The organism is Zestomonas ipomoeae (genome assembly GCF_057128665.1).
In genome coordinates, this window is the sequence record NZ_JBSKHQ010000001.1 from 20108 (window position 1) to 40633 (window position 20526).

At 65.4% G+C, this 20526-nt stretch carries 16 protein-coding genes; 8 read left to right on the forward strand and 8 right to left on the reverse strand.

Annotation, left to right across the window (positions count from 1 at the left end; genetic code table 11):
• Nucleotides 1–270: 270 nt before the first annotated feature.
• The 4 genes from ligD to ACWKV7_RS00100 all read right to left on the reverse strand — a co-directional run bounded on the left by ligD (nt 271) and on the right by ACWKV7_RS00100 (nt 5707).
• The gene (gene ligD / locus ACWKV7_RS00085; RefSeq protein ID WP_483855595.1) at nt 271–2751 is read right to left on the reverse strand and encodes a DNA ligase D; all 2481 of its coding nucleotides are present in this window, start codon (nt 2749–2751) and stop codon (nt 271–273) included.
• Between the two features lie 27 nt (nt 2752–2778).
• A complete protein-coding gene (gene ku / locus ACWKV7_RS00090; protein WP_483855596.1) occupies nt 2779–3657 on the reverse strand; it encodes a non-homologous end joining protein Ku in 879 nt (292 codons plus the stop codon).
• 9 nt (nt 3658–3666) lie between these two features.
• On the reverse strand, nt 3667–4527 hold the full coding sequence (locus tag ACWKV7_RS00095; RefSeq protein ID WP_483855597.1) for an SDR family oxidoreductase: 861 nt from the start codon (nt 4525–4527) through the stop codon (nt 3667–3669).
• A gap of 160 nt (nt 4528–4687) precedes the next feature.
• Entirely contained in the window at nt 4688–5707 is a 1020-nt protein-coding gene (locus tag ACWKV7_RS00100) for a zinc-dependent alcohol dehydrogenase family protein (RefSeq protein ID WP_483855598.1), read from the reverse strand.
• 268 nt (nt 5708–5975) lie between these two features.
• Here ACWKV7_RS00100 and ACWKV7_RS00105 point away from each other — a divergent pair, with 268 nt between their 5' ends.
• Nucleotides 5976–6893: a LysR family transcriptional regulator gene (locus ACWKV7_RS00105; RefSeq protein WP_483855599.1), complete on the forward strand. Its 918-nt coding sequence runs from the start codon at nt 5976–5978 to the stop codon at nt 6891–6893.
• A 184-nt stretch (nt 6894–7077) separates the two neighbouring features.
• Here the strand turns inward: ACWKV7_RS00105 and ACWKV7_RS00110 are convergent, their stop codons facing one another.
• Nucleotides 7078–7530, reverse strand: coding sequence for an RES family NAD+ phosphorylase (locus tag ACWKV7_RS00110; RefSeq protein WP_483855600.1), 453 nt, complete (start codon nt 7528–7530; stop codon nt 7078–7080).
• On the reverse strand, nt 7527–7985 hold the full coding sequence (gene parS, locus ACWKV7_RS00115; RefSeq protein WP_483855601.1) for a type II RES/Xre toxin-antitoxin system antitoxin: 459 nt from the start codon (nt 7983–7985) through the stop codon (nt 7527–7529). Before parS ends, ACWKV7_RS00110 begins: the two co-directional genes overlap by 4 nt.
• 212 nt (nt 7986–8197) lie before the next feature.
• Between parS and mexE the strand changes: the two genes are divergently transcribed.
• Genes mexE through ACWKV7_RS00130 form a run of 3 tightly spaced genes read left to right on the forward strand, consistent with a single transcriptional unit; the run spans nt 8198 to nt 14007 of the window.
• Nucleotides 8198–9424: a multidrug efflux RND transporter periplasmic adaptor subunit MexE gene (gene mexE, locus ACWKV7_RS00120; protein ID WP_483855602.1), complete on the forward strand. Its 1227-nt coding sequence runs from the start codon at nt 8198–8200 to the stop codon at nt 9422–9424.
• Between the two features lie 15 nt (nt 9425–9439).
• Nucleotides 9440–12619 carry an efflux RND transporter permease subunit gene (locus ACWKV7_RS00125; RefSeq protein ID WP_483855603.1) on the forward strand — a complete coding sequence of 1060 codons (3180 nt, stop codon included), beginning with the start codon at nt 9440–9442 and terminating at the stop codon, nt 12617–12619.
• Entirely contained in the window at nt 12619–14007 is a 1389-nt protein-coding gene (locus tag ACWKV7_RS00130; RefSeq protein WP_487249191.1) for an efflux transporter outer membrane subunit, read from the forward strand. Before ACWKV7_RS00125 ends, ACWKV7_RS00130 begins: the two co-directional genes overlap by 1 nt.
• A gap of 130 nt (nt 14008–14137) precedes the next feature.
• Here ACWKV7_RS00130 and ACWKV7_RS00135 read toward each other — a convergent pair whose 3' ends face one another.
• Both ACWKV7_RS00135 and ACWKV7_RS00140 read right to left on the reverse strand, forming a co-directional pair.
• Nucleotides 14138–14548 carry a hypothetical protein gene (locus ACWKV7_RS00135; protein ID WP_483855605.1) on the reverse strand — a complete coding sequence of 137 codons (411 nt, stop codon included), beginning with the start codon at nt 14546–14548 and terminating at the stop codon, nt 14138–14140.
• Between the two features lie 170 nt (nt 14549–14718).
• Nucleotides 14719–14952: a hypothetical protein gene (locus ACWKV7_RS00140; RefSeq protein ID WP_483855606.1), complete on the reverse strand. Its 234-nt coding sequence runs from the start codon at nt 14950–14952 to the stop codon at nt 14719–14721.
• A gap of 214 nt (nt 14953–15166) precedes the next feature.
• On the opposite strand from ACWKV7_RS00140, the gene ACWKV7_RS00145 reads away from it, so the two are divergent.
• From ACWKV7_RS00145 to ACWKV7_RS00160, 4 genes are all read left to right on the forward strand, one after another.
• Nucleotides 15167–16459: a cytochrome P450 gene (locus ACWKV7_RS00145; RefSeq protein ID WP_483855607.1), complete on the forward strand. Its 1293-nt coding sequence runs from the start codon at nt 15167–15169 to the stop codon at nt 16457–16459.
• Between the two features lie 268 nt (nt 16460–16727).
• Entirely contained in the window at nt 16728–18332 is a 1605-nt protein-coding gene (locus ACWKV7_RS00150; RefSeq protein WP_483855608.1) for a response regulator, read from the forward strand.
• A 68-nt stretch (nt 18333–18400) separates the two neighbouring features.
• Complete coding sequence (locus ACWKV7_RS00155) at nt 18401–19033, forward strand: sensor histidine kinase (RefSeq protein ID WP_483856263.1); 633 nt, start codon at nt 18401–18403, stop codon at nt 19031–19033.
• Nucleotides 19034–19260: 227 nt separating this feature from the next.
• Nucleotides 19261–20268, forward strand: coding sequence for a TRAP transporter substrate-binding protein (locus ACWKV7_RS00160; RefSeq protein ID WP_483855609.1), 1008 nt, complete (start codon nt 19261–19263; stop codon nt 20266–20268).
• Nucleotides 20269–20526 lie beyond the last annotated feature (258 nt).

Consider the following 20526-nt stretch of genomic DNA (forward strand, 5'->3'; position numbering starts at 1 on the left):
GTACCGGCCTGCGCCGGTATGACGGAGTGGGTTGAAGGTGCGCCGTAGATTGCTACGACACGGAAGCCTGATGCCGAGCCCAAGGAAGCACGCGGCTCGCAGTTCACCCTGACTCCGCTACCAACCAGCCCGTCACCCCGGCGAAGTACCCTGGAGTCGTGATGGTTTCAACTGGTACCGAGTTGCCTGCTCTGGATACCGGCCTGCGCCGGTATGACGGTGTCGATTGAAGGTGCGCTGTGGATTGCTACAACAACACAGTTGCCGTTACTAGACCCCCAGCTGCCTGCGCATCGCCTGGGTGATGGATTGATCATGGGCGTAATCGGCCCAGGGGTCTGCGCTCAGTGTGGAGAGGCGTTGCTCCAGATTGGCCACTGTCCATTGCCCGGCGTCCTTGATCGATGGCAGCTCATCGCGCGCGATGGGTACCGATACCGGCAAGCCTGGGCGCGCGCGGACAGAGTAGGCGGCGACCGTGCTGGCGCCTTCCTGGTTGCGCAGGTAGTCGATGAAGATTTTGCCGACCCGATTCTTCGGGCCCATCTTCGCGGCGAAACGTTCCGGTAGCACCTTGGCCATATGCAGGCTGATGCCCTTGGCGAAGCGCTTGACCTCCTCCCAATCATGGCGGCGGGCCAGCGGCACCACCAGGTGCATGCCCTTGCCGCCACTGGTCTTGAGAAAGCTCTTCAGCCCCAGTTCGTCCAGCACGGCCAGGGTCAGTTGGGTGGCTTCCAGCATGCTGCGCCAAGGCAGCGCGGGGTCCGGGTCGAGGTCGAAGATCATGCGGTCCGGGCGATCCATGCGGTCGCTCCGGGCGTTCCAGGTGTGCAGTTCGATGGTGCCCATCTGCACCGCGCCGACCAGCGCCTCCAGGCTGTCGATCTGCATCAGCGGCGCTTCCCCCGGCTCGTGCTGGATCTGGCCCATGTGTGGAATCGCCAGCTTGTCCGCGTGGCGCTGGAAGAATTGCTCGCCGCCGACACCTTCGGGCGCTCGCAGGATCGACAGCGGACGCTTTTGCAACTCGGGCAAAACCCACTCTGCAATATGCAGATAGAACTCGGCGAGACCGAACTTGGCGGTGCCGCTCTGCGCGTCGATGACCCGCTCGCCGTGGCTGATGGCTATGCCGGCCACCTCCTCGCGGCGCTTGGCCGGTGGCGGGCCGGCCGGCGTTTCGTGAACGATCTGTCGCACCGGCTTGTCCTCCCGCAGGCCATTGAATACCGCTTGCCGCACGATGCCCTCGTCGGTCCACTGGGCGAATTCCACTTCGCAGATCAGCGCCGGCTCCAGCCAGCGAACTCCCCGCGCCTCGCTGCCGGTAGGCGGGTTGGCGAACGCCGGCTTCGCTGTCTCCAGTTCGCTCATGCGCTGGTGCAGGGCTTTCAGGCTCGCCTCGGTAAAGCCGGTACCGACCCGCCCGGCATAGCGCAGACCGCCCTGCTCATCGTGCACGCCCAGCAGCAGGGCGCCGAAGCCGCTGCGACTGCCTTTCGGCTGGCTGTAGCCGCCGATCACGAATTCCTGGCGATGCTTGCACTTGAGCTTGATCCAGTCGCCGCTGCGACGGGACACATAGGGGCTGCCGGCGCGCTTGCCAATCACGCCTTCCAGGGACAGCGTGCAGGCGCTTTCGAGGATGTCCTGATGATGGGCGTCGAAGTCTTCGGAATAGCGCAGCAAGCCCGGCTTGCGTCCCTTGAGCAAGCCGCCCAGCAGCGCCCTGCGTTGCTCGAGCGGAGTCTTGCGCAGGTCCATGCCGTTGCAATAGGCGATGTCGAACAGGTAATAAACGATGCCCTGGCTGCGCTGGGTTTCGAAGGCGTTCTGCAGCGCCTGGAAGTTGGGCATGCCGCGTTCGTCGAGCACGACGATTTCGCCATCCAGCCAGGCGGAATCCAGATCCAGCTCCGCCAAGGCCCGGGCTTGCGCCTCCAGCTTGGCGGTCCAGTCGTGGCCATTGCGGGTGAACAGACGCACCTGGCCGTCGGAGATGCGCGCCAGTAGGCGATAGCCATCGAACTTCATTTCGTAGCGCCAGTCGCCTTCGGGTGGCTCGCTGACCAGGGTGGCCAGTTCCGGCTTCAGCGCTTCCGGCAGCGCGGCCTTGCGGGCACCCGCCAACTGTCGTGGCTGCCCAGCCTTGCCGGAGCGTGCCGCCGGTTTGCTCGCGATTCGAGTGTCGCTCAGCACGCTCTCGGGGCGCGCCTCGACGATGTCGTACTCGGTTGCGGGCCGCGCCGTCTCGTCCCGCTCCTTGATCAGCAGCCACTGCTCCTTGTCGCCGCTGCCCCGCAGGTGAGTACGCACCAGTGCCCAACCACCGGCGAGTTTCTCGCCTTCGAGGGTGAACCGGAGCTTGCCGGCCCGGTAGGCGGCCGCCGGGTCGGCATCTTCCGGGCACCAGACGCCCCGGTCCCAGACGATGACGTCGCCGGCTCCGTATTGGCCTTCGGGAATGCTGCCCTCGAAACTGGCGTAGCCCAGCGGGTGGTCTTCCACGTGCACGGCCAGTCGCTTGACCTTCGGGTCCAGGCAGGGGCCCTTGGGTATCGCCCAGCTCTTCAGGGTGCCGTCCAGTTCGAGGCGAAAATCGTAGTGCAGCCGACGCGCTGCGTGCTTCTGGATGACGAACTGCAAGGTACCCTGGCTGCGTCTGGTCTTGCGCGGCGGTTGCGCCTCCGGCTCGCTGGTGATCGAGAAATCGCGCTTGCGCTGGTATTCGCTCAGGGACTTGGCCATCGCCACTCCTGTCGCTCAGGTCTGGGGTCAACCGGTCTTGCGCTTGCCAGGCTTGGCTGGCGAACTCTTGCGGGGCCGCTTCGACGCCTTGGCCTCGCCGTCGTCGTCGTCCTCGCCCTTGCCTGCCAGGCTGCGCTTGAGCAACTCGGTCAGGTCGATCACGTCGGCAGCGCGGCGCTCGCCCTCGGCCTCCACCGTGGCCACCGCTTCGATCCTGCCCTCCTTCGCCTTGCGCTCGACCAGCGCCATGATTTCGTCCTGGAAGCTGTCGCGGTACTGCTCGGGATTCCACGCCTCGCTCATGTCCTCCACCAGGCGCTTGGCCATGTCCAGCTCACCCTTCTTCAGATCGGGCTTGATGGCCGCGTCGGGCAGCTCCAGCGCCTCGACGCCACGCACTTCGTCCGCCCAGCGCAGGGTGTTGAGCACCAGCGCCTCACCCATCGGCATCACCACCGCCAGGTGCTGCTTGGTGTGCATGACCACCTTGGCCAAGCCGGCCTTGCCGGTGGCGCTCAGGGCCTCGCGCAGCAGCCCGTAGACCTTTTCGCCGCGCCGGTCCGGGGCCAGGTAGTAGGGGCGGTCGATGTACAGCAGGGGGATTTCCGCCGCCTCGACGAAGGCGATGATCTCCACCGTCTGCGTGGTCTTGGGGTGCGCGGCGCGGATTTCCTCCTCGCTGATCACCACGTAGCGGCCCTTCTCGTACTCAACGCCCTTGACGATGTTTTCCTTGTCGATGTCCTTGCCGGTGGCCTTGTTGACGCGCTTGTAGCCCACCGGGTCCATGCTGCGCTTGTCCAGCCAGTCGAAGTCGATGCCCTGGCTGCGGGTCGCCGGAACCAGGGCCACCGGGATATGCACCAGGCCGAAGCTGACAGCGCCTTTCCAGATCACCCTGGCCATGGCCGCCTCCTAGCCGTTGATGACGGAACCGCCGTTGATGTGCAGCACCTGGCCGCTGACATAGGAGGAGTCGTTGCTGGCCAGGTAGACGTAGGCCGGCGCCACCTCCTCGGGCTGTCCGGGGCGCTGCATTGGCGTGTTGGCGCCGAAATGGGCCACGGTTTCCTCCTCGAAGGTGGAGGGGATCAGCGGCGTCCAGATCGGCCCTGGGGCCACGGCATTGACGCGGATGCCGCGCGGCGCGAGGTTCAGCGACAGCGAGCGGGTGAAACTGGTGATCGCGCCCTTGGTGGCCGAGTAGTCGATCAGCACCGGGTTGCCCTTGTAGGCGGTCACCGAAGTGGTATTGATGATGGCGGCGCCGGCCTTCATCTTCGGCAACGCCGCCTTGGTCAGGTGAAACATGCCGAAGATGTTGGTGCGGAACGTGCGCTCCCACTGCTCTTCGTCGATGTCTTCCAGGCTCTTCTGCGGGTGCTGCTCGCCGGCATTGTTGACCAGGATGTCCAGGTGCCCGAGCTTATCGACTGTCTCGCTCACCGCCTGGCGGCAGAATGCGCCGTCGGCCACGTCGCCGGCCAGGCACAGGCAGCGCCGGCCGAGCTTTTCGACTTCCTGGCGGGTCTGCTCGGCGTCGTCGTGGTGCCCCAGGTAGAGCAAGGCGACGTCCGCCCCCTCCTTGGCATAGATCACGGCGACGGCGCGGCCTATGCCGCTGTCGCCACCGGTGATCAGGGCCACCTTGCCTTGCAGCTTGCCTGCGGCCCGGTATTCATCGGCCTTGTATTGCGGGCGGGGATCCATCTGGCTTTCCTTGCCATGCGGCTCTTGCTGATGCTGCGGCGGGAGCGTCTGCTTGGCTTGCGACATGAAAGCGTCCTCCAGTGCTGAAACAAAGCTGGTATTGGGAGGACTGGCACGCGAGGGGAAAAGTTTCCACCGGGATCACGGTGGCAGACAGGCTGGCGCCGCCGGCGCTCTCGGCGCGTGGCGACGAGTATCGGGAGAAGGCTGGACTACGCCGAAGCTGTCACTGGCTGACTTGCAGCACGACGCGGCCGCGCTTGGGGCAGGTTTCCATGTAGCGGTGAGCGTCCTGCACCTCGGCAAAGGGGAAGACGCGGTCGATCTGCGTCGGCAGCAGCCGGTCGGCGGTGAGCTGGTTGATATGGACCAGTGCCCGCTCCAGGGCGGCCTTGTCCTGAGCAATGCCGAGCTCAGGCTGGCCGGTGAAGTCCTGCAGGCAGTGCACGAAGAACTTGAAATTCTTCTTGAATGCCGCGCAGGCGGGGAAAGGCGTCTGGTTGCCGCCATTGAGGCCATAGAGGATCAGCTTGCCGCACGGAGCCATCACGTCGCCCAGCAACCCCATCTGCGGCCCGCCACAGGCATCCAGCACCACCTGCACGCCATTGCCATCGGTGAGCTTGGCGATACGCCCGACCAGGTCCTGTTCCTCGGTGACGATCACCTGGTCCGCACCAAGGGCTTTCAGATAGTCGCGATCCTCCGCATCCGCGGTACTGGCAAAGACCTGGGCACCCAGCGCCTTGGCCAGCTGCAGCGCGGCCGGGCCGGAACAATGGGCGGCATCGGTGATCAGCACGTGCTGGCCGGCCTGCAGGCGCGCCAGCTCGACAAACCCGAAATAGGCGATCAGCAAAGGGGTGTAGTGCACGCAGGCTTCGAGCGGGCCGAGCTGCTGCGGATAACGGGTCAGCGCGGTGCGCGGCAGCACCACCTGTTCTCCATAGGCCGGATAGTCGTTGACGCTATGGGCCGGAAAGCTGGCGACCCGGTCACCAACGGCCAGGTCGCTCACGCCTTCGCCAAGGGCCTCCACCACGCCGGCCAGCTCGCTGCCAATGCCGGCCGGCAGGCGGGCGTGCTGCGGCGCCAGGTCCTGCCGCCAGAGCACGTCGTTCCAGCTCACCCCGAGCGCCTCGACGCGTATCAGCACTTCGCCAGCCGCCGGATGCCGCAAGGGGGATTCCTCGATCTTGAGCACATCGGCCGGGCCGAACTGATGAAAACGGATCATGCGTGGCATCGCTAACCTCGGATCACGGATTGACACTTCATTGGGTAGGGACTCTAGCCCCTGCTGCCAGACAACACTACCCGTCGCTATTGATAGTTGTCATGCCCGGCAGTGATTACACCGCACCGGCGCTGGGCTGCCTGAATACCAGGCCGAAGGCGGCATTAAAACCCCTACTGCCATTTGATAGCGTGAAATGGTCATGTGCAAGCCACTCATCCGCTTTACTATTGTCCCCCAGTCAATCGTCTACCCAGCGACTTCGAGTGAACAGGGAATGAACCGCAACGACTTACGCCGTGTTGACCTCAACCTGCTGATCGTGTTCGAAACGCTGATGCACGAACGCAGCGTGACCCGCGCCGCGGAGAAGCTGTTCCTCGGCCAGCCGGCCATCAGCGCGGCCCTTGCGCGCCTGCGTACCCTGTTCGACGACCCGTTGTTCGTGCGCACCGGCCGCAGCATGGAGCCTACCGCACGGGCCCAGGAGATCTTCGCCCTGCTCTCCCCGGCGCTGGACTCGATCTCCACCGCCATCAGCCGCGCCGCCGACTTCGACCCGGCCACCAGCACCGCGGTGTTCCGCATCGGCCTGTCCGACGACGTCGAGTTCGCCTTGCTGCCCCCCCTGCTCAAACGCTTGCGCACCGAGGCGCCGGGAGTGGTGCTGGTGGTGCGCCGCGCCAACTACCTGCTGATGCCGAGCCTGCTGGCATCGGGGGAAATCTCCGTGGGCGTCAGCTATACCGACGAACTACCGGCCAACGCCAAGCGCAAGACCCTGCGCCGCAGCCGGCCGATGCTGCTGCGTGCCGACTCGATTCCCGGCGCGATGACGCTGGCCGACTACTGCGCACGCCCCCATGCGATGGTGTCCTTCGCTGGCGACCTGAATGGTTTCATCGATGAGGAACTGGCGCTGATCGACTGCAAGCGCAAGGTGGTATTGGCGGTGCCGCAGTTCAACGGACTGGGCAGCCTGATCGCCGGCACCGACATCGTCGCCACGGTGCCCGATTACGCCGCCGAGGTGCTCGCCGCCGCCGGGGGCCTGCGCGCCGAGAAATTGCCGTTCGACACGCCGCGCGCCTTCGAACTCTCCATGGCCTGGCGCGGAGCCCAGGACAACGATCCGGCCGAGCGCTGGTTGCGCTCGCGTATCCAGATGTTCATCGGCGACCCGGACAGCCTCTAGCAGCCCGTTGAAAAGCGTCTGCGAGGCAGGTAAGACAAAAGGCCTAGGCGGCCCCGCAAAAAACAGGCGAGGAAGCCGCCGGGGTCGTACCCGACTTTACGCGCTTCAAACGAGCCGGGCTGGCGATCCAACCTGCTAACGCAGTCATTGCCAACGCAGATAGGTTTCCAACGGTCTGTCGGCCCTACAGAAGGCGCGGGTCGAAGCGCAGGTCGACCTCGGCGGCCGTGCCCAGGCAGCGCTGGAAATCAGGGTGCAACGGATTGAGCAGCACGTTGCGCTCCTGCGGCACCACTACCGAAGGCACCACCAGTCCCATCGACGCGAGACTGTCGAGCCAGGCATCGCCGGCCGCTTGCGAGGCGCCGGCGATGGGCTCCGCATTCCACTGCTCCGGCAGCGGAGCGAGTTGCATCAATGCCTCCCGCGGTACGTCGATCTCCAGCAGGGCGAATTCGTTCAGGGTCTCTTCATCCTTGATGTGCACCAGCACTTCGAGGATCGCCAGGGAAATCGACCCGGCGCAATACACCGCGCGGCGGCCGGGGCTGTTCCAGCGGCCACCGTAGGTTTCCGCCCCGACGCCGCTCCAGCAGCCGGACAGGTAACGCCGCTTGCTGATGCGATAGAGCTTCACACGAAGATGCCGTGTTCGAGGCGATTGATCAGCCGCAGCACCTCACGGGTACCCAGCTCGGTCCGCACATCGTCAATCGGACACTGCCCGCCGAGTGCCCGCTCCGGGCTGTTCAGCCATTTGGCGGCCTTCTCCGGGTTACCGCCGAACAGCCGCAGGGCGGCGTCGTAGACCGTCAGAAAGCTCACCAGTCGGTCGCTCTCCTCCGGCTGCAGGCGGCCGCTCTCTTTGCGCCGGGCCAGGGTACGGCCGCTCAGGTGGATGGTTTTGAGAATGATGCTGGTGTCGAGCATGGCCTGCTTGGCGAAGGACTCCACCGTCTTGTAGTTCACTCCCTTCTGGATTTCCGCCTGCAATTGCGGCGTTTCCGAAGGCAGGCCGAGCAGGCTCCAGATCGAGGGAGCGTTCTGTTGCGGCGCATGGAACAGGGGAAGATCGGACAGTGTGGCGTGCATGGCGGAGTCCTCTATTGCCAGGTGGCTGCATGGCGGCGGCCATTTGGCAAGCATACAACCTCCTGGGCGCCGTGCCATAGCCAATTATCAATGCCACTGCGGCAATCATCAGCGGCAGTGATAACTAACTTCGCACCATTCGATTCGTGCCGAGCCGCTCTAGCCAGCAGACTTCGCAGCGCCTACCGATAGATTCGACTTGCGGAGCCCACATGGAACAGTCATTGAACGCCCTGCGCTTTCCCCTTCTCGCCCTGGCCCTCCTGGTCCTCGGCGCTTGCGGACGCGCCCCCGAAGCCACCCCGGCGATGCCCGCGCCGCAGGTCAGCGTGGCCCAGGTGATCCAGCAGCCGATCACCGAGTGGGATGAGCTGACCGGGCGCCTGGAGGCCCCGGAATCGGTGGAGATCCGCCCCCGCGTCTCCGGCCTGATCGACCGCGTGGCCTTCGACGAGGGCTCGCGAGTGAAAAAAGGCGACCTGTTGTTCCAGATCGACCCGCGTCCCTTCGCGGCCGAAGTGAAGCGCCTGGAAGCCCAACTGCAGCAAGCCCGCGCCAACCAGACCCGCACCGCCAGCGAAGCCCAGCGCGGCGAGCGCCTGCGCAAGAGCAATGCAATTTCCGCCGAGTTGGCCGACGCCCGCGCCAGTGCCGCCCAGGAAGCCCGCGCGGCCGTCGCCGCCACCGAGGCGCAGCTGGAAGCGGCGCGGCTGAACCTGAGCTTCACCGAGGTTCGCGCGCCCATCGATGGCCGCGTCGGCCGGGCCGAAGTGACCGCCGGCAACCTGGTCAACGCGGGGCAGAGTCTGCTCACCACGCTCGTGTCCACCGACAAGGTCTACGCCTACTTCGATGCCGACGAGCGCGTGTTCCTCAAGTACAGCGAACTGGCCCGCCAGGGCGAGCGTGGCGAGCAGAGCCCGGTCTACCTGGGCCTCTCCAACGAGGATGGCCACCCGCACCTCGGCCACATGGACTTCGTCGACAACCAGGTCGACCCGCGCACCGGCACCATTCGTGGCCGCGCGGTGTTCGACAATGCCGATGGCCGCTTCACCCCCGGCCTGTATGCCCGCCTGAAACTGGTGGGTAGCGCCACCTACGACGCCGTGCTGATCCAGGACACCGCCGTGGGAACCGACCTCGGCAAGAAGTTCGCCCTGGTGCTCGGCGACGACGGCACCGTGCAGTACCGCGCCATCGAACTGGGGCCGAAGCTGCAAGGCCTGCGCATCGTGCGCGACGGCCTCGGTCCGCAGGACAACATCGTCGTCAACGGCCTGCAGCGCGTGCGCCCGGGCATGCCGGTAGAGGCGCAGAAAGTGCCGATGGCCGACGAGCAGACCCTCGCCCAGCTCAAGGAACAACGCCGCGCCATCCAGGCCGCCGAAGCACCCAAGGTCGCCAAGCAGAACGCCGCCGAAACGCCGCGCGGCTAACCAGGGAACCAGGCCATGAATTTCTCGCAATTCTTCATCCAGCGGCCGATTTTCGCCGCCGTGCTGTCGCTGATCATCCTGATCGGCGGCGCCATCTCGCTGTTCCAGCTGCCGATCAGCGAATACCCGGACGTGGTGCCGCCCACCGTGGTGGTGCGCGCCAGCTTTCCCGGCGCCAACCCCAAGGTGATCGGCGAGACCGTCGCTTCGCCGCTCGAGCAGGCCATCACCGGGGTGGAGAACATGCTCTACATGTCCTCCCAGGGTACCGCCGACGGCAAAATGACCCTCACCCTCACCTTTGCCATCGGCACTGATCTGGACAAGGCGCAGGTGCAGGTGCAGAACCGCGTCACCCGCACCATGCCGACCCTGCCCACCGAGGTGCAGCGGCTCGGCGTGACGGTGGACAAGGCATCGCCCGACCTGACCATGGTGGTGCACCTGACCTCGCCGGACGACCGCTACGACATGCTCTACCTGTCGAACTACGCCGCCTTGAACATCAAGGACGAACTGGCGCGGCTCGAAGGCGTCGGCGACGTGCAGCTGTTCGGCCTGGGCAACTACTCGCTGCGAGTCTGGCTCGACCCGAACAAGACCGCGTCGCGCAACCTCACCGCCAGCGATGTGGTCAACGCCATTCGCGAGCAGAACCGCCAGGTCGCCGCCGGCGCCCTCGGCGCGCCGCCCGCCCCCGGCGAGACCAGCTTCCAGCTGTCGATCAATACCAAAGGTCGCCTGGTCAACGAGGAGGAATTCGAGAACATCATCGTGCGGGCTGGCGAAAACGGCGAAATTACCCGTCTGAAGGACATCGCTCGTATCGAGCTGGGCTCCAGCCAATACGCCCTGCGCTCGCTGCTCAACAACAAGCCGGCGGTGGCCATCCCGATCTTCCAGCGCCCCGGTTCCAACGCCATCGCCATCTCCGACCTGGTGCGCGAACGCATGGCCGAGCTGAAGCAGGACTTCCCCCAGGGCGTCGACTACGAAATCGTCTACGACCCGACCATCTTCGTGCGCGGCTCCATCGAGGCGGTGGTGCACACGCTGCTGGAAGCCATCGTGCTGGTGGTGCTGGTGGTGATCCTGTTCCTGCAGACCTGGCGCGCCTCGATCATCCCGCTGGCCGCCGTGCCGGTGTCGCTGATCGGCACCTTTGCCATCATGCACATGTTCGGTTTCTCGCTGAATGCGCTGTCGCTGTTCGGCCTGGTCCTGGCCATCGGCATCGTGGTGGACGACGCCATCGTGGTGGTGGAGAACGTCGAGCGCAACATCGGCCTCGGCAAGACGCCGGTGGAGGCCACCAAGCAAGCCATGAAGGAAGTGACCGGGCCGATCATCGCGACCGCCCTGGTGCTCTGCGCAGTGTTCGTGCCGACGGCGTTCATCTCCGGCCTGTCCGGGCAGTTCTACCAGCAGTTCGCACTGACCATCGCGATCTCCACGGTGATTTCCGCGTTCAATTCGCTGACCCTGTCGCCGGCCCTCGCCGCCGCCTTGCTGCGCAGCCATGATGCGCCCAAGGACGGCTTCTCCCGGCTGCTCGACAAGCTCTTCGGCGCCTGGCTGTTCCAGCCTTTCAACCGCGTGTTCGAACGTGCCGGGCGTGGCTATGTCGGCACCGTGCGCCGGGTCCTGCGCGGCAGCGGCATCGCCCTGGTGGTCTACGCGGGCCTGGTCGGCCTGGGCTACCTGGGCTTTGCCAGCACGCCGACCGGCTTCGTGCCGCAGCAGGACAAACAGTACCTGGTGGCTTTCGCCCAGTTGCCGGACGCGGCCACCCTCGACCGTACCGAAGCGGTGATCAAACGCATGTCGGAGATCGCCGCCGAGCACCCCGGCATCGAAAACACCGTGGCCTTCCCTGGCCTGTCGATCAACGGCTTCACCAACAGTCCGAACAGCGGCATCGTGTTCACCCCGCTCAAGCCGTTCGACCAGCGCAAGGACCCCTCGATGAGCGCCAACGCCATCGCTGCCGAGCTGAACGGGCGGTTCGCGCAAATCCAGGACGCCTTCATCGCTATCTTCCCGCCACCGCCGGTCATGGGGCTGGGCACCATCGGCGGCTTCCGCCTGCAGGTGCAGGATCGTGGCAGCCTGGGCTACGAGGAACTGTACAAGCAGACCCAGAGCATCCTCGCCAAAGCGCGCCAATTGCCGGAACTCGATCCGATGTCGCTGTTCACCAGCTACCAGGTCAACGTGCCGCAGATCGATGCCGACATCGACCGGGAGAAGGCCAAGACCCACGGCGTGGCGATCAACGACATCTTCGACACCATGCAGGTCTACCTGGGCTCGCTGTATGCCAACGACTTCAACCGTTTCGGCCGCACCTATCAGGTCAACGTGCAGGCCGAGCAGAAGTTCCGCCTGGAGCCGGAGCAGATCGGCCAGCTCAAGGTGCGCAATAACCGTGGCGAGATGGTGCCGCTGTCCACTTTCGTCAAGGTGTCCAACAGCTCGGGGCCGGACCGGGTGATGCACTACAACGGCTTCCTCACCGCCGAGATCAATGGCGCTGCCGCGCCCGGCTACAGCTCGGGCCAGGCCGAAGCGGCGATCGAGAAACTGCTGCGCGAGGAATTGCCCAACGGCATGACCTTCGAATGGACCGAGCTGACCTACCAGCAGATCCTTGCCGGCAACACCGCCATGTTCGTCTTCCCGCTCTGCGTGCTGCTGGCCTTCCTGGTGTTGGCCGCCCAGTACGAGAGCTGGAGCCTGCCGCTGGCGGTGATCCTGATCGTGCCGATGACGCTGCTGTCGGCCATCACCGGGGTGATTCTCTCCGGCGGCGACAACAACATCTTCACCCAGATCGGCCTGATCGTGCTGGTGGGGCTGGCCTGCAAGAACGCCATCCTCATCGTCGAGTTCGCCAAGGACAAGCAGGAGGAAGGCATGGATCGCCTGGGCGCGGTGCTGGAGGCCTGCCGCCTGCGACTGCGGCCGATCCTGATGACCAGCTTCGCCTTCATCATGGGTGTGGTGCCCCTGGTGTTGTCCTCCGGCGCCGGTGCCGAGATGCGCTATGCCATGGGCGTGGCAGTGTTCTCCGGCATGCTCGGGGTGACGTTCTTCGGCCTGCTGCTGACCCCGGTGTTCTATCTGCTGATTCGCGCCTTCGTGGAAACCCGCGAAGCGAAGAAAGCCGTCTCGCTCAAGGAGGCCCACGCATGATCAAGGTATTCGCACCGGCGCTGCTTGCGCTGGCCCTTGGCGCCTGTGCCGTCGGCCCGGACTATCGGGCCCCCGCGACCGCACCGGCCAAGCTGGCCCATGCCGAAGCGGCGAGTTACGACCGCTCCCGCTTCGAGGCGGCCTGGTGGCACCAGTTCGAGGACCCGACCCTCGATGCCCTGGTCGAACGGGCCCTGGCGGAAAACCGCCAGTTGCGCGTCGCCTTTGCCCGCCTGCGGGCGGCACGGGCGATTCGCGACGATGCGGCCAACGACCTGGTGCCTACCGTGACCAGCCGCGCCAGCGCCGATATCGGCAAGGGCCAGCAGCCAGGCTTGGGCGAGGACCGGGTAAGGACCGAGCGCTACGACCTGGGCCTGGACATGGCCTGGGAGCTGGACCTGTTCGGCCGCATCCGGCGCCAGATCGAAGCCAGCGAGGCGCAGGTGGAAGCCACAGAGGCCGAGCTCTATCAGCTGCAGGTCAGTCTTATCGCCGAACTGGTGGACGCCTACGGCAACCTGCGCGGTGCCCAGCTGCGCGAGCGCATCGCCCGTGCCAACCTGAAGAACCAGCGCAAGTCCCGCGGCCTGACGGAGCAACTGCGGGAGGCTGGCATCGGCAGCCAGCTCGACGTGCTGCGCAGCGATGCCCGCTTGGCTGCCACCGAAGCCAGCCTGCCGCGCCTGCAGGCCGAGGAAGCCAGGGCCCGGCACCGCATCGCCACCCTGCTCGGCCAGCGTCCGGACCAGCTCGATGTCGACCTTTCGCCCAGCGAGCTGCCGGCCATCGCCAAGGCCCTGCCGATTGGCGACGCTGCCGAACTGCTGCGCCGCCGACCGGACATCCATGCCGCCGAACGCCAGTTGGCAGCCGCCACGGCGAACGTCGGTGTCGCCACGGCGGACCTGTTTCCGCGGGTCAGCCTCTCCGGCTTCCTCGGCTTCACCGCCGGGCGCGGGTCGCAGATCGGCTCCTCCGCGGCGCGGGCCTGGAGCATCGGCCCGAGCATCAGCTGGGCAGCGTTCGATCTGGGCAGTGTGCGCGCCCGGCTGCGCGGGGCCGAGGCCGAAGCGGACGGCGCCCTCGCCCAGTACGAGCAGCAGGTGCTGCTGGCTCTCGAAGAGTCGGAAAACGCCTTCAACGACTATGCCAAGACCCAGCAGCGGCTGCTCGCCCTGTTACGCCAATCGGAAGCCAGCCGCGAAGCCGCCGAACAGGCGGCGATCCGCTACCGCGAAGGCACCGCGGACTTCCTCGTACTGCTGGATGCCGAACGCGAGCGACTGGCCGCCGAGGACGCCCAAGCCCAGGCGGAAGTCGATCTCTATCGCGGCATCGTCGCCATCTACAAGGCCCTGGGTGGCGGCTGGCAACCCCAGGCCTGAACCCCATGCTCCCGGTCGAACCAATCGACCGCTTCGCCCCATGACCCGCTCCGGTCGTGGGGCTTTTTTTATGCGTCGTCGCCTTATCGGGCGTGCCAGCATGGCTTCGGGCGCCGAGGTGTGCGGGCTGCTATTCCCTGCACGGATAGAAATCCGCCGCCCAATACCACCAGAACAGTCCAGACAGGACGAAGATTGAGTGGGTGGCGAACGGCACGCTGGCCTTGTACAGCCGGGAGCGATTGGCGACGAAGGCGTCTGCCTTGCCCACATAGCGTTCGACGCTGTCCCAGTAGTCGCTGAGGTTATGGTTGAGGGCGCTTTCGAAGATCAGAAACGCAGCGGCCAACGCCATGCCGCCGACTCGGAACAGCGGCAGCACGTCAGGGTTGCGCGAGGCGAATGTGCAATCGAAGAAGGTACCAAGCATGCCGCCGTTGGCTGCCATGTACACCGTCAGCATGGCGAAACGCAGCGTGCTGTAGTGGCGGATGTTCTGCAGTAGTTCGGTGAACTTTTCCTTGTCGGTTATTCCGCTCATGTTCGTCGCCCCAAACGGGCGATGGGCCAGCTGCGAGCTGTCCATCGCAGACATGTTCGGCCGATAACGGGTACGGCAAACCTGGCCCTTTCGCTGTTGAGGTATAGGCGAAAGCGGAGAGATTGTCCTCGGTCGCCAGGGCAGCGCCGCCACCCTGGCGGGCTGCCGGCTCAGGGCGACTTAGTCGGCTGGTCAAGTTGCTCGTCGAGGTCGCCGGCGAAGGAGTCGTCGGCGCCGGCTGCGGCGGCAGATGCGTAGGCGGGGTCGACATCATAGGACCCGCCCGGAACCTGTGCGCCGTTCTTCAGCTCCTCGCGGTTGCGCTTTATCGCCCGCTTCACATCGGCGGGACTGTCCTTGGCCAGGTCATCGGGCTTCTTCGGAGCGTCTTCTGTCCGGTTCATGGCGGTACCTCCAAGGCTGAGGATGTCCCTGGTAGAAAAAGCCCGGCAGCAAAAGTGCACTCCGTTGGATGAGCGGTCGCTGCCCGCGAGTAAACCCCCAAAACGATTCCCGCCCCCCGTGGTCGATCTGAAAACAGGCGCTCTAACCGGTGCTTTGCCGTCCTTACTCGGCAGCCGACTCGCCGCCTGCACCCACGCCAACCGGGACCAAACAATGCCGCAGATTCCTCGCGATGCCTCTCTGGAAAGCTCACTGGCTTTGTTCAAGGAAGGCTACTTTTTTATCGCCAATCGGTGCCGACGCTATCGCAGCCCCCTTTTCCAGACGCGCCTGCTATTCCAACGCACGCTCTGCTTCAGTGGCGCGGAAATGGCGCGACTGTTCCACGAGCAGGACCTGTTCAGCCGGGAAAGCGCCGCTCCGTTGCTGCTGCAACGAAACCTGCTGGGTGTGGGCGGCGTGCAGGGTCTGGACGGTGATACCCAACGGGCGCGCAAGCAATTGCTCATGTCGTTCATGACGCCAGCCAGCATCCAGTCGCTGGTTACGCTCGCCGAGCAAGAGTGGCAGGCGTCGATTCGGCACTGGGCGCTGGCCGGGCGGGTCGAATTGCTGGGCGAGGTACAGCGCCTGTTCTGCCGCGCCGCCTGCGCCTGGGCCGGAGTGCCGTTGGCGGAGGCCGAGGTGGAGCAGCGCACCAGCCAACTGGCGGCGATGATCGAGGGCGCCGGCAAGCCGGTATTGGACTACTGGTGTGCCCGGCGCGGGCGCAAGCAGGCCGAGCGCTGGACGTCGGAGTTGATTCGCGCTGACCGCGACGACAGCCGCCCCGCGCCACCCGCCTCGCCGCTGCGGGCGATCAGCGAGTTCCGCGACGCCGACGGGCAATTGCTGGAAGAGCGCGTCGCTGCCGTCGAGCTGCTCAACCTGCTGCGCCCCATCGTCGCCGTCGCCCACTTCGTCGCGCTGGCCGCGGTTTGCCTGCACCGCTACCCGCAGTGGCGGCTGCGCCTGATGACCGACGAGACCTTCGTCGCGCCATTCGTGCAGGAGGTGCGCCGGCTCTATGCGTTCTTCCCGTTCGTTGCCGCCCGGGTGCGCAAGGATTTCGAATGGCAAGGCTACCGCTTCGAGCAAGGCACGCGGGTACTGCTGGATGTGTTCGGCACCAACCGTGACCCGGCCCGCTGGCCACGGCCGAACGACTTCAATCCTGAACGCTTCACGCACCGGCACGCCACCCCCTTCGACTTCATCACCCAGGGTGGTGGCGACCCTGCGCACCCTCATCGCCGCCCAGGCGAATGGATCACCCTCGACCTGCTGCAATCGAGCGTGCGCCTGCTCTGCCGCGACATGCGCTACTGCGTGCCGGCGCAAGACCTGACGATAGAAATGAACCGCATACCTATGGTGCCCCGCAGCCGTTTCATCATCGACCAGGTGCAAACCGCCTACCCGGACCGCTCCCCCACCCTCGGAACCCACAGCCGCACGGCCCGGTGAGCGACGGCATGGTTGGCCTGGGCCGGTCTACTACACTTAGGGCCACGGCCGGGGCGATGCGCCGACGTCTCTTCGCCGGGTACCTGCCGAGCAGTGCCCGGGCGGCAGGTCGCTGGGCGACCGCCAGATCCGGACTATGGGGGAAGCGACAGGGGGCGCACTCGGCCTGCGCGCTGCAAACGAACATTCCAGACCGACTGTCAACGACGCTTCGTCAACGCCTGCCGTTCTCGATAGTCGACTGGAACAAGGCCCAAGGATCGACAGCATGATCGACTACAGCCACAAGCGTTTCCTGGTGGTGGATGATTTCTCCGACTTTCTCGGCTCGGTGAAGGCCATGCTTCGCCAGATGGGAGCCCAGGACATCGACACCGCGGACCGGGGTGAGGAAACCCTGACCCTGTGCCGGCAGAAGAAGTACGACATCATCCTGCACGACTACAACCTCGGCGCTGGCAAGAACGGCCAGCAGGTACTCGAGGAGCTGGCCGCCAGCAAGCTGCTCAGCCCCCACAGCATCTTCGTCATGGTGACCGCCGAAAGCAGCCAGGCCATGGTGCTCAGCGCCCTGGAGCACGAGCCCGATGCCTACCTGACCAAGCCCTTCAACCGTGCCAGCCTGGCCCAGCGACTGGACAAACTGGTCGAACGCAAGGCACAGCTCAAGCCCATCTACGACGCCCTGGAGCGGGACGACCCGAGCGCCGTGCTGGCCGCCTGCGACCAGTTGATCGCCCAGGACAAGCGCTACGCGCAGGCCTGTCTGCGCTTCAAGGCCAATGCCTTGCAGGCCCTGAACCGTCTGGACGAGTTGGAAGCGCTGCTCAACGGTGTGCTGGCCGACCGACCGCTGCCGTGGGCCTTTCTCGCCCTCGGCGGGCTCCTGCAAAAACGTGGCGATCTGGAACGCGCGCGCTCGATCTACGAGCAGGCGATCCGTGCCTTTCCCATGCTGCCGGGCCTGTACGACGGGCTTGCCAGCGTGCACGCCACCCTGGGCGACAGCCAGAAGGCCCAACACCTGCTGGAGGACGCTGTGCGGCTTTCGCCGCTGTCGATTCGCCGGCAAGCGCAACTCGGCGAAGTGGCCAGCCTCAACCAAGACTTCGGCAGCGCCTCCAAGGCCTACAGGCATGCCGTTGACCTGGGGCGCAACTCGCGCTTCAAAAGCCCGGAGAACTACCTCAACCTGAGCGGCGCCCTGCTCGCCCAGGCTGGCGACGGGCCGCTGGAGAAGAAGGTCCAGGCCGAAATCAACCAGACCCTCGGCGAACTGGACAAGGCCTACGGGGAAAACAAGGCCGTGGTCGCCAGGGGACGCCTGGCCCAGGCCAGGACGCTGGCCAAGGCCGGCGACAAGGCCGGCGCGGAAAAGCTCGCCCAGGAAGCCATCGCCAGGCTCGGCGAACTGGACGAGTTCTTTTCGGCCGACACCGCCATGAACGTTGCCAGCCAGTTGCGCGAACTGGGCCACGGCGAAGATGCGGACGCGCTGCTTTCGACCTGCGTCGAGATGTACGGCGACGACCCGGCGGTCATGCAACGCGTGGCCAAGCAGACCGACGACCCGGCGATTCTCGCGGGCAGCAAGGAGGCCGTGGAGCTGAACCGCCAGGGGGTGCGCTGCTACCAGCAAGGCGAGCACGAGCAGGCGCTGCAACTGTTCCGCCAGGCCCTGCGCTTGCAGCCGAAGAACATCAGCGTGGCCCTGAACACCGCGCAATCCCTGTTGCGGCTGGCCGAGGGCAAGGGCGATGCAACGCTGCGCGAGGAGTGCCAGAGCTGCCTTGACCAGGTCCGGATGATGCCCAGCAGCGACCCCCGCTACGAGCGCTATCATCTGCTGCGGCGCAAGGCGTTCAGCCTGTGACGAGCAAGCGCAAAACCGACGGGCCGGCGCTGGATTTTTCCACCGTCATCGCGTCCACCGTGCATGACATGAAGAACTCTCTCGGCCAGCTGATGCAGACCCACAACCGCTGGGTGGCGCAGCTTCCGCCGGAGCAACTGGGCGGTCCCGAGCGCGGCGTCATCGAATACGAATTCTCGCGTCTGAACGGCATGCTGGTGCAGTTGCTGGGCCTGTACAAGCTCGGGGTCAACCAGCTACCGCTGAAGCCGGCCTACCATGAGGTCGAGGACTTCCTCCAGGCCCAGCTGGCCCGCCAGGACGAGGTGTTCACCGCGCGCGCCATCAGAGCCAGCTACGAGGTCGACGAGTTCGACCTGATGGGCTTCTTCGACCAGGAATTGGTGGGCTCGGTAGTCGCCAACGTCATTACCAACTCCATTCGCTACGCCCGCAGCGCGCTGCACGTGCGCGCCTGGAACGAAAGTGGGCAACTGGTGCTGGCCATCAACGACGATGGCCAAGGCTACCCACCAGCGATGATCGAGCAACAGTCGGACTACGTGCTGAGCATCAATTTCAGCACCGGCAGTACCGGCCTGGGCCTGTACTTCGCCGGCTGCATCGCCCGCCTGCACGAGCGCGATGGCACTCATGGGCACATCGAGCTGAGCAACGGCGGCCCGCTTGGCGGTGGCGAGTTCAAGATCTACCTGCCCTGACAGCTCCATCAGCAAAAATCCGCCTACGCTGCGCCCGTGGATGGCGGAAAGCCGCCAGCGACCGACGGTTTCACGTCGTCAAAAGCCCGGCAACGCCTCTAGCCGGGTCCATTTACAAATTGGCACGCGCGTTGCGAATGGCAGGCCGACGCACGCCCCTAACCGATTGCCTGGCTCACGCTACAGTGAGGGCTAGACGCAACCCGATAACAAGAAAGGAAGTACCCATGCTCAAGCCTCTGATCGCCCTGGCCGCCAGTGCCCTCGCGCTTCTTTCCACCCAGTCCCTTGCCGCCGAAGCGGGTGGTCCCATCGTCATCAAGTTCTCCCATGTGGTGGCGGACAACACCCCCAAGGGCCAGGGTGCGCTGCTGTTCAAGCAACTCGTGGAGGAGCGCCTGGGCGACAAGGTGCGGGTCGAGGTCTATCCGAACTCCACGCTGTTCGGCGATGCCGACGAGCTGGACGCCCTGCGCAAGGGCGAAGTGCAGCTGCTCGCTCCCTCGCTGGCCAAGTTCGAGCAATACACCCAGCAACTGCAAGTATTCGACCTGCCGTTCCTGTTCGACGACCTGGATGCGGTCAATCGATTCCAGAAGCGCGCCAAGGGCCGCCAATTGCTGCGCTCGATGGAGGAGCACAACATCACTGGCCTGGCCTATTGGCACAACGGCATGAAGCAGCTATCGGCCACCCGCCCGTTGCGCCGCCCCGAAGATGCCGCCGGCCTTGCGTTCCGCATCCAGCCCTCCAAGGTGCTCGAAGCGCAGTTCGCCCAACTGGGTGCCAGCGCGATGAAGCTGCCCTTCGGCGAGGTCTATGCCGCGCTGCAGAGCGGCAAGGTGCAGGGCGCGGAAAACCCCTGGTCGAACATCACTAGCAAGCAACTTGACCAGGTCCAGCCCTACATCACCGAAACCAACCACGGTGCGCTCGATTACATGCTGGTGAGCAACGCCGACTTCTGGTTCGGCATTCCCCATCGTCAGCGCATGGAGTTGGAAGGCATCATCGACGAGGTGACCTACGTGGTGAACCGCGAAGCCGAGGCGCTGAACCAGGCCGAGCGCGAACGCATCCGCACCGGTAAGAACAGCACACTGATCGAACTGAGCCCGCAGGAACGCGACGCCTGGCGCAGCGCCATGCGCCCGGTGTGGCAGCAGTTCGAAACGCAGATCGGCGCAGACATCATCAAGGCCGCCCAGGCGGTCAACCGCAAGCGCCGGGATTGAAGACCGGGGCTACGAGCCCCCTTCTGGATACCGGCCTGCGCCGGTATGACGGTGGTGTTGGTCCGCCGTAGTCGCCGCCCCGCCGTGGCCTACCGCCGCCTGACCACAGCGCGCAGAAGGCACAGCCCGGCTTCACTCTACCCAGCCCGTCGCCCCGGCGAAGGCCGGGGTCCAGTCGCAGTGCCTTGGTTTCCGCCGGACTCAATGGCCACCGAGTTGCTTGGCACTGGATACCGGCCTGCGCCGGTATGACGGTGG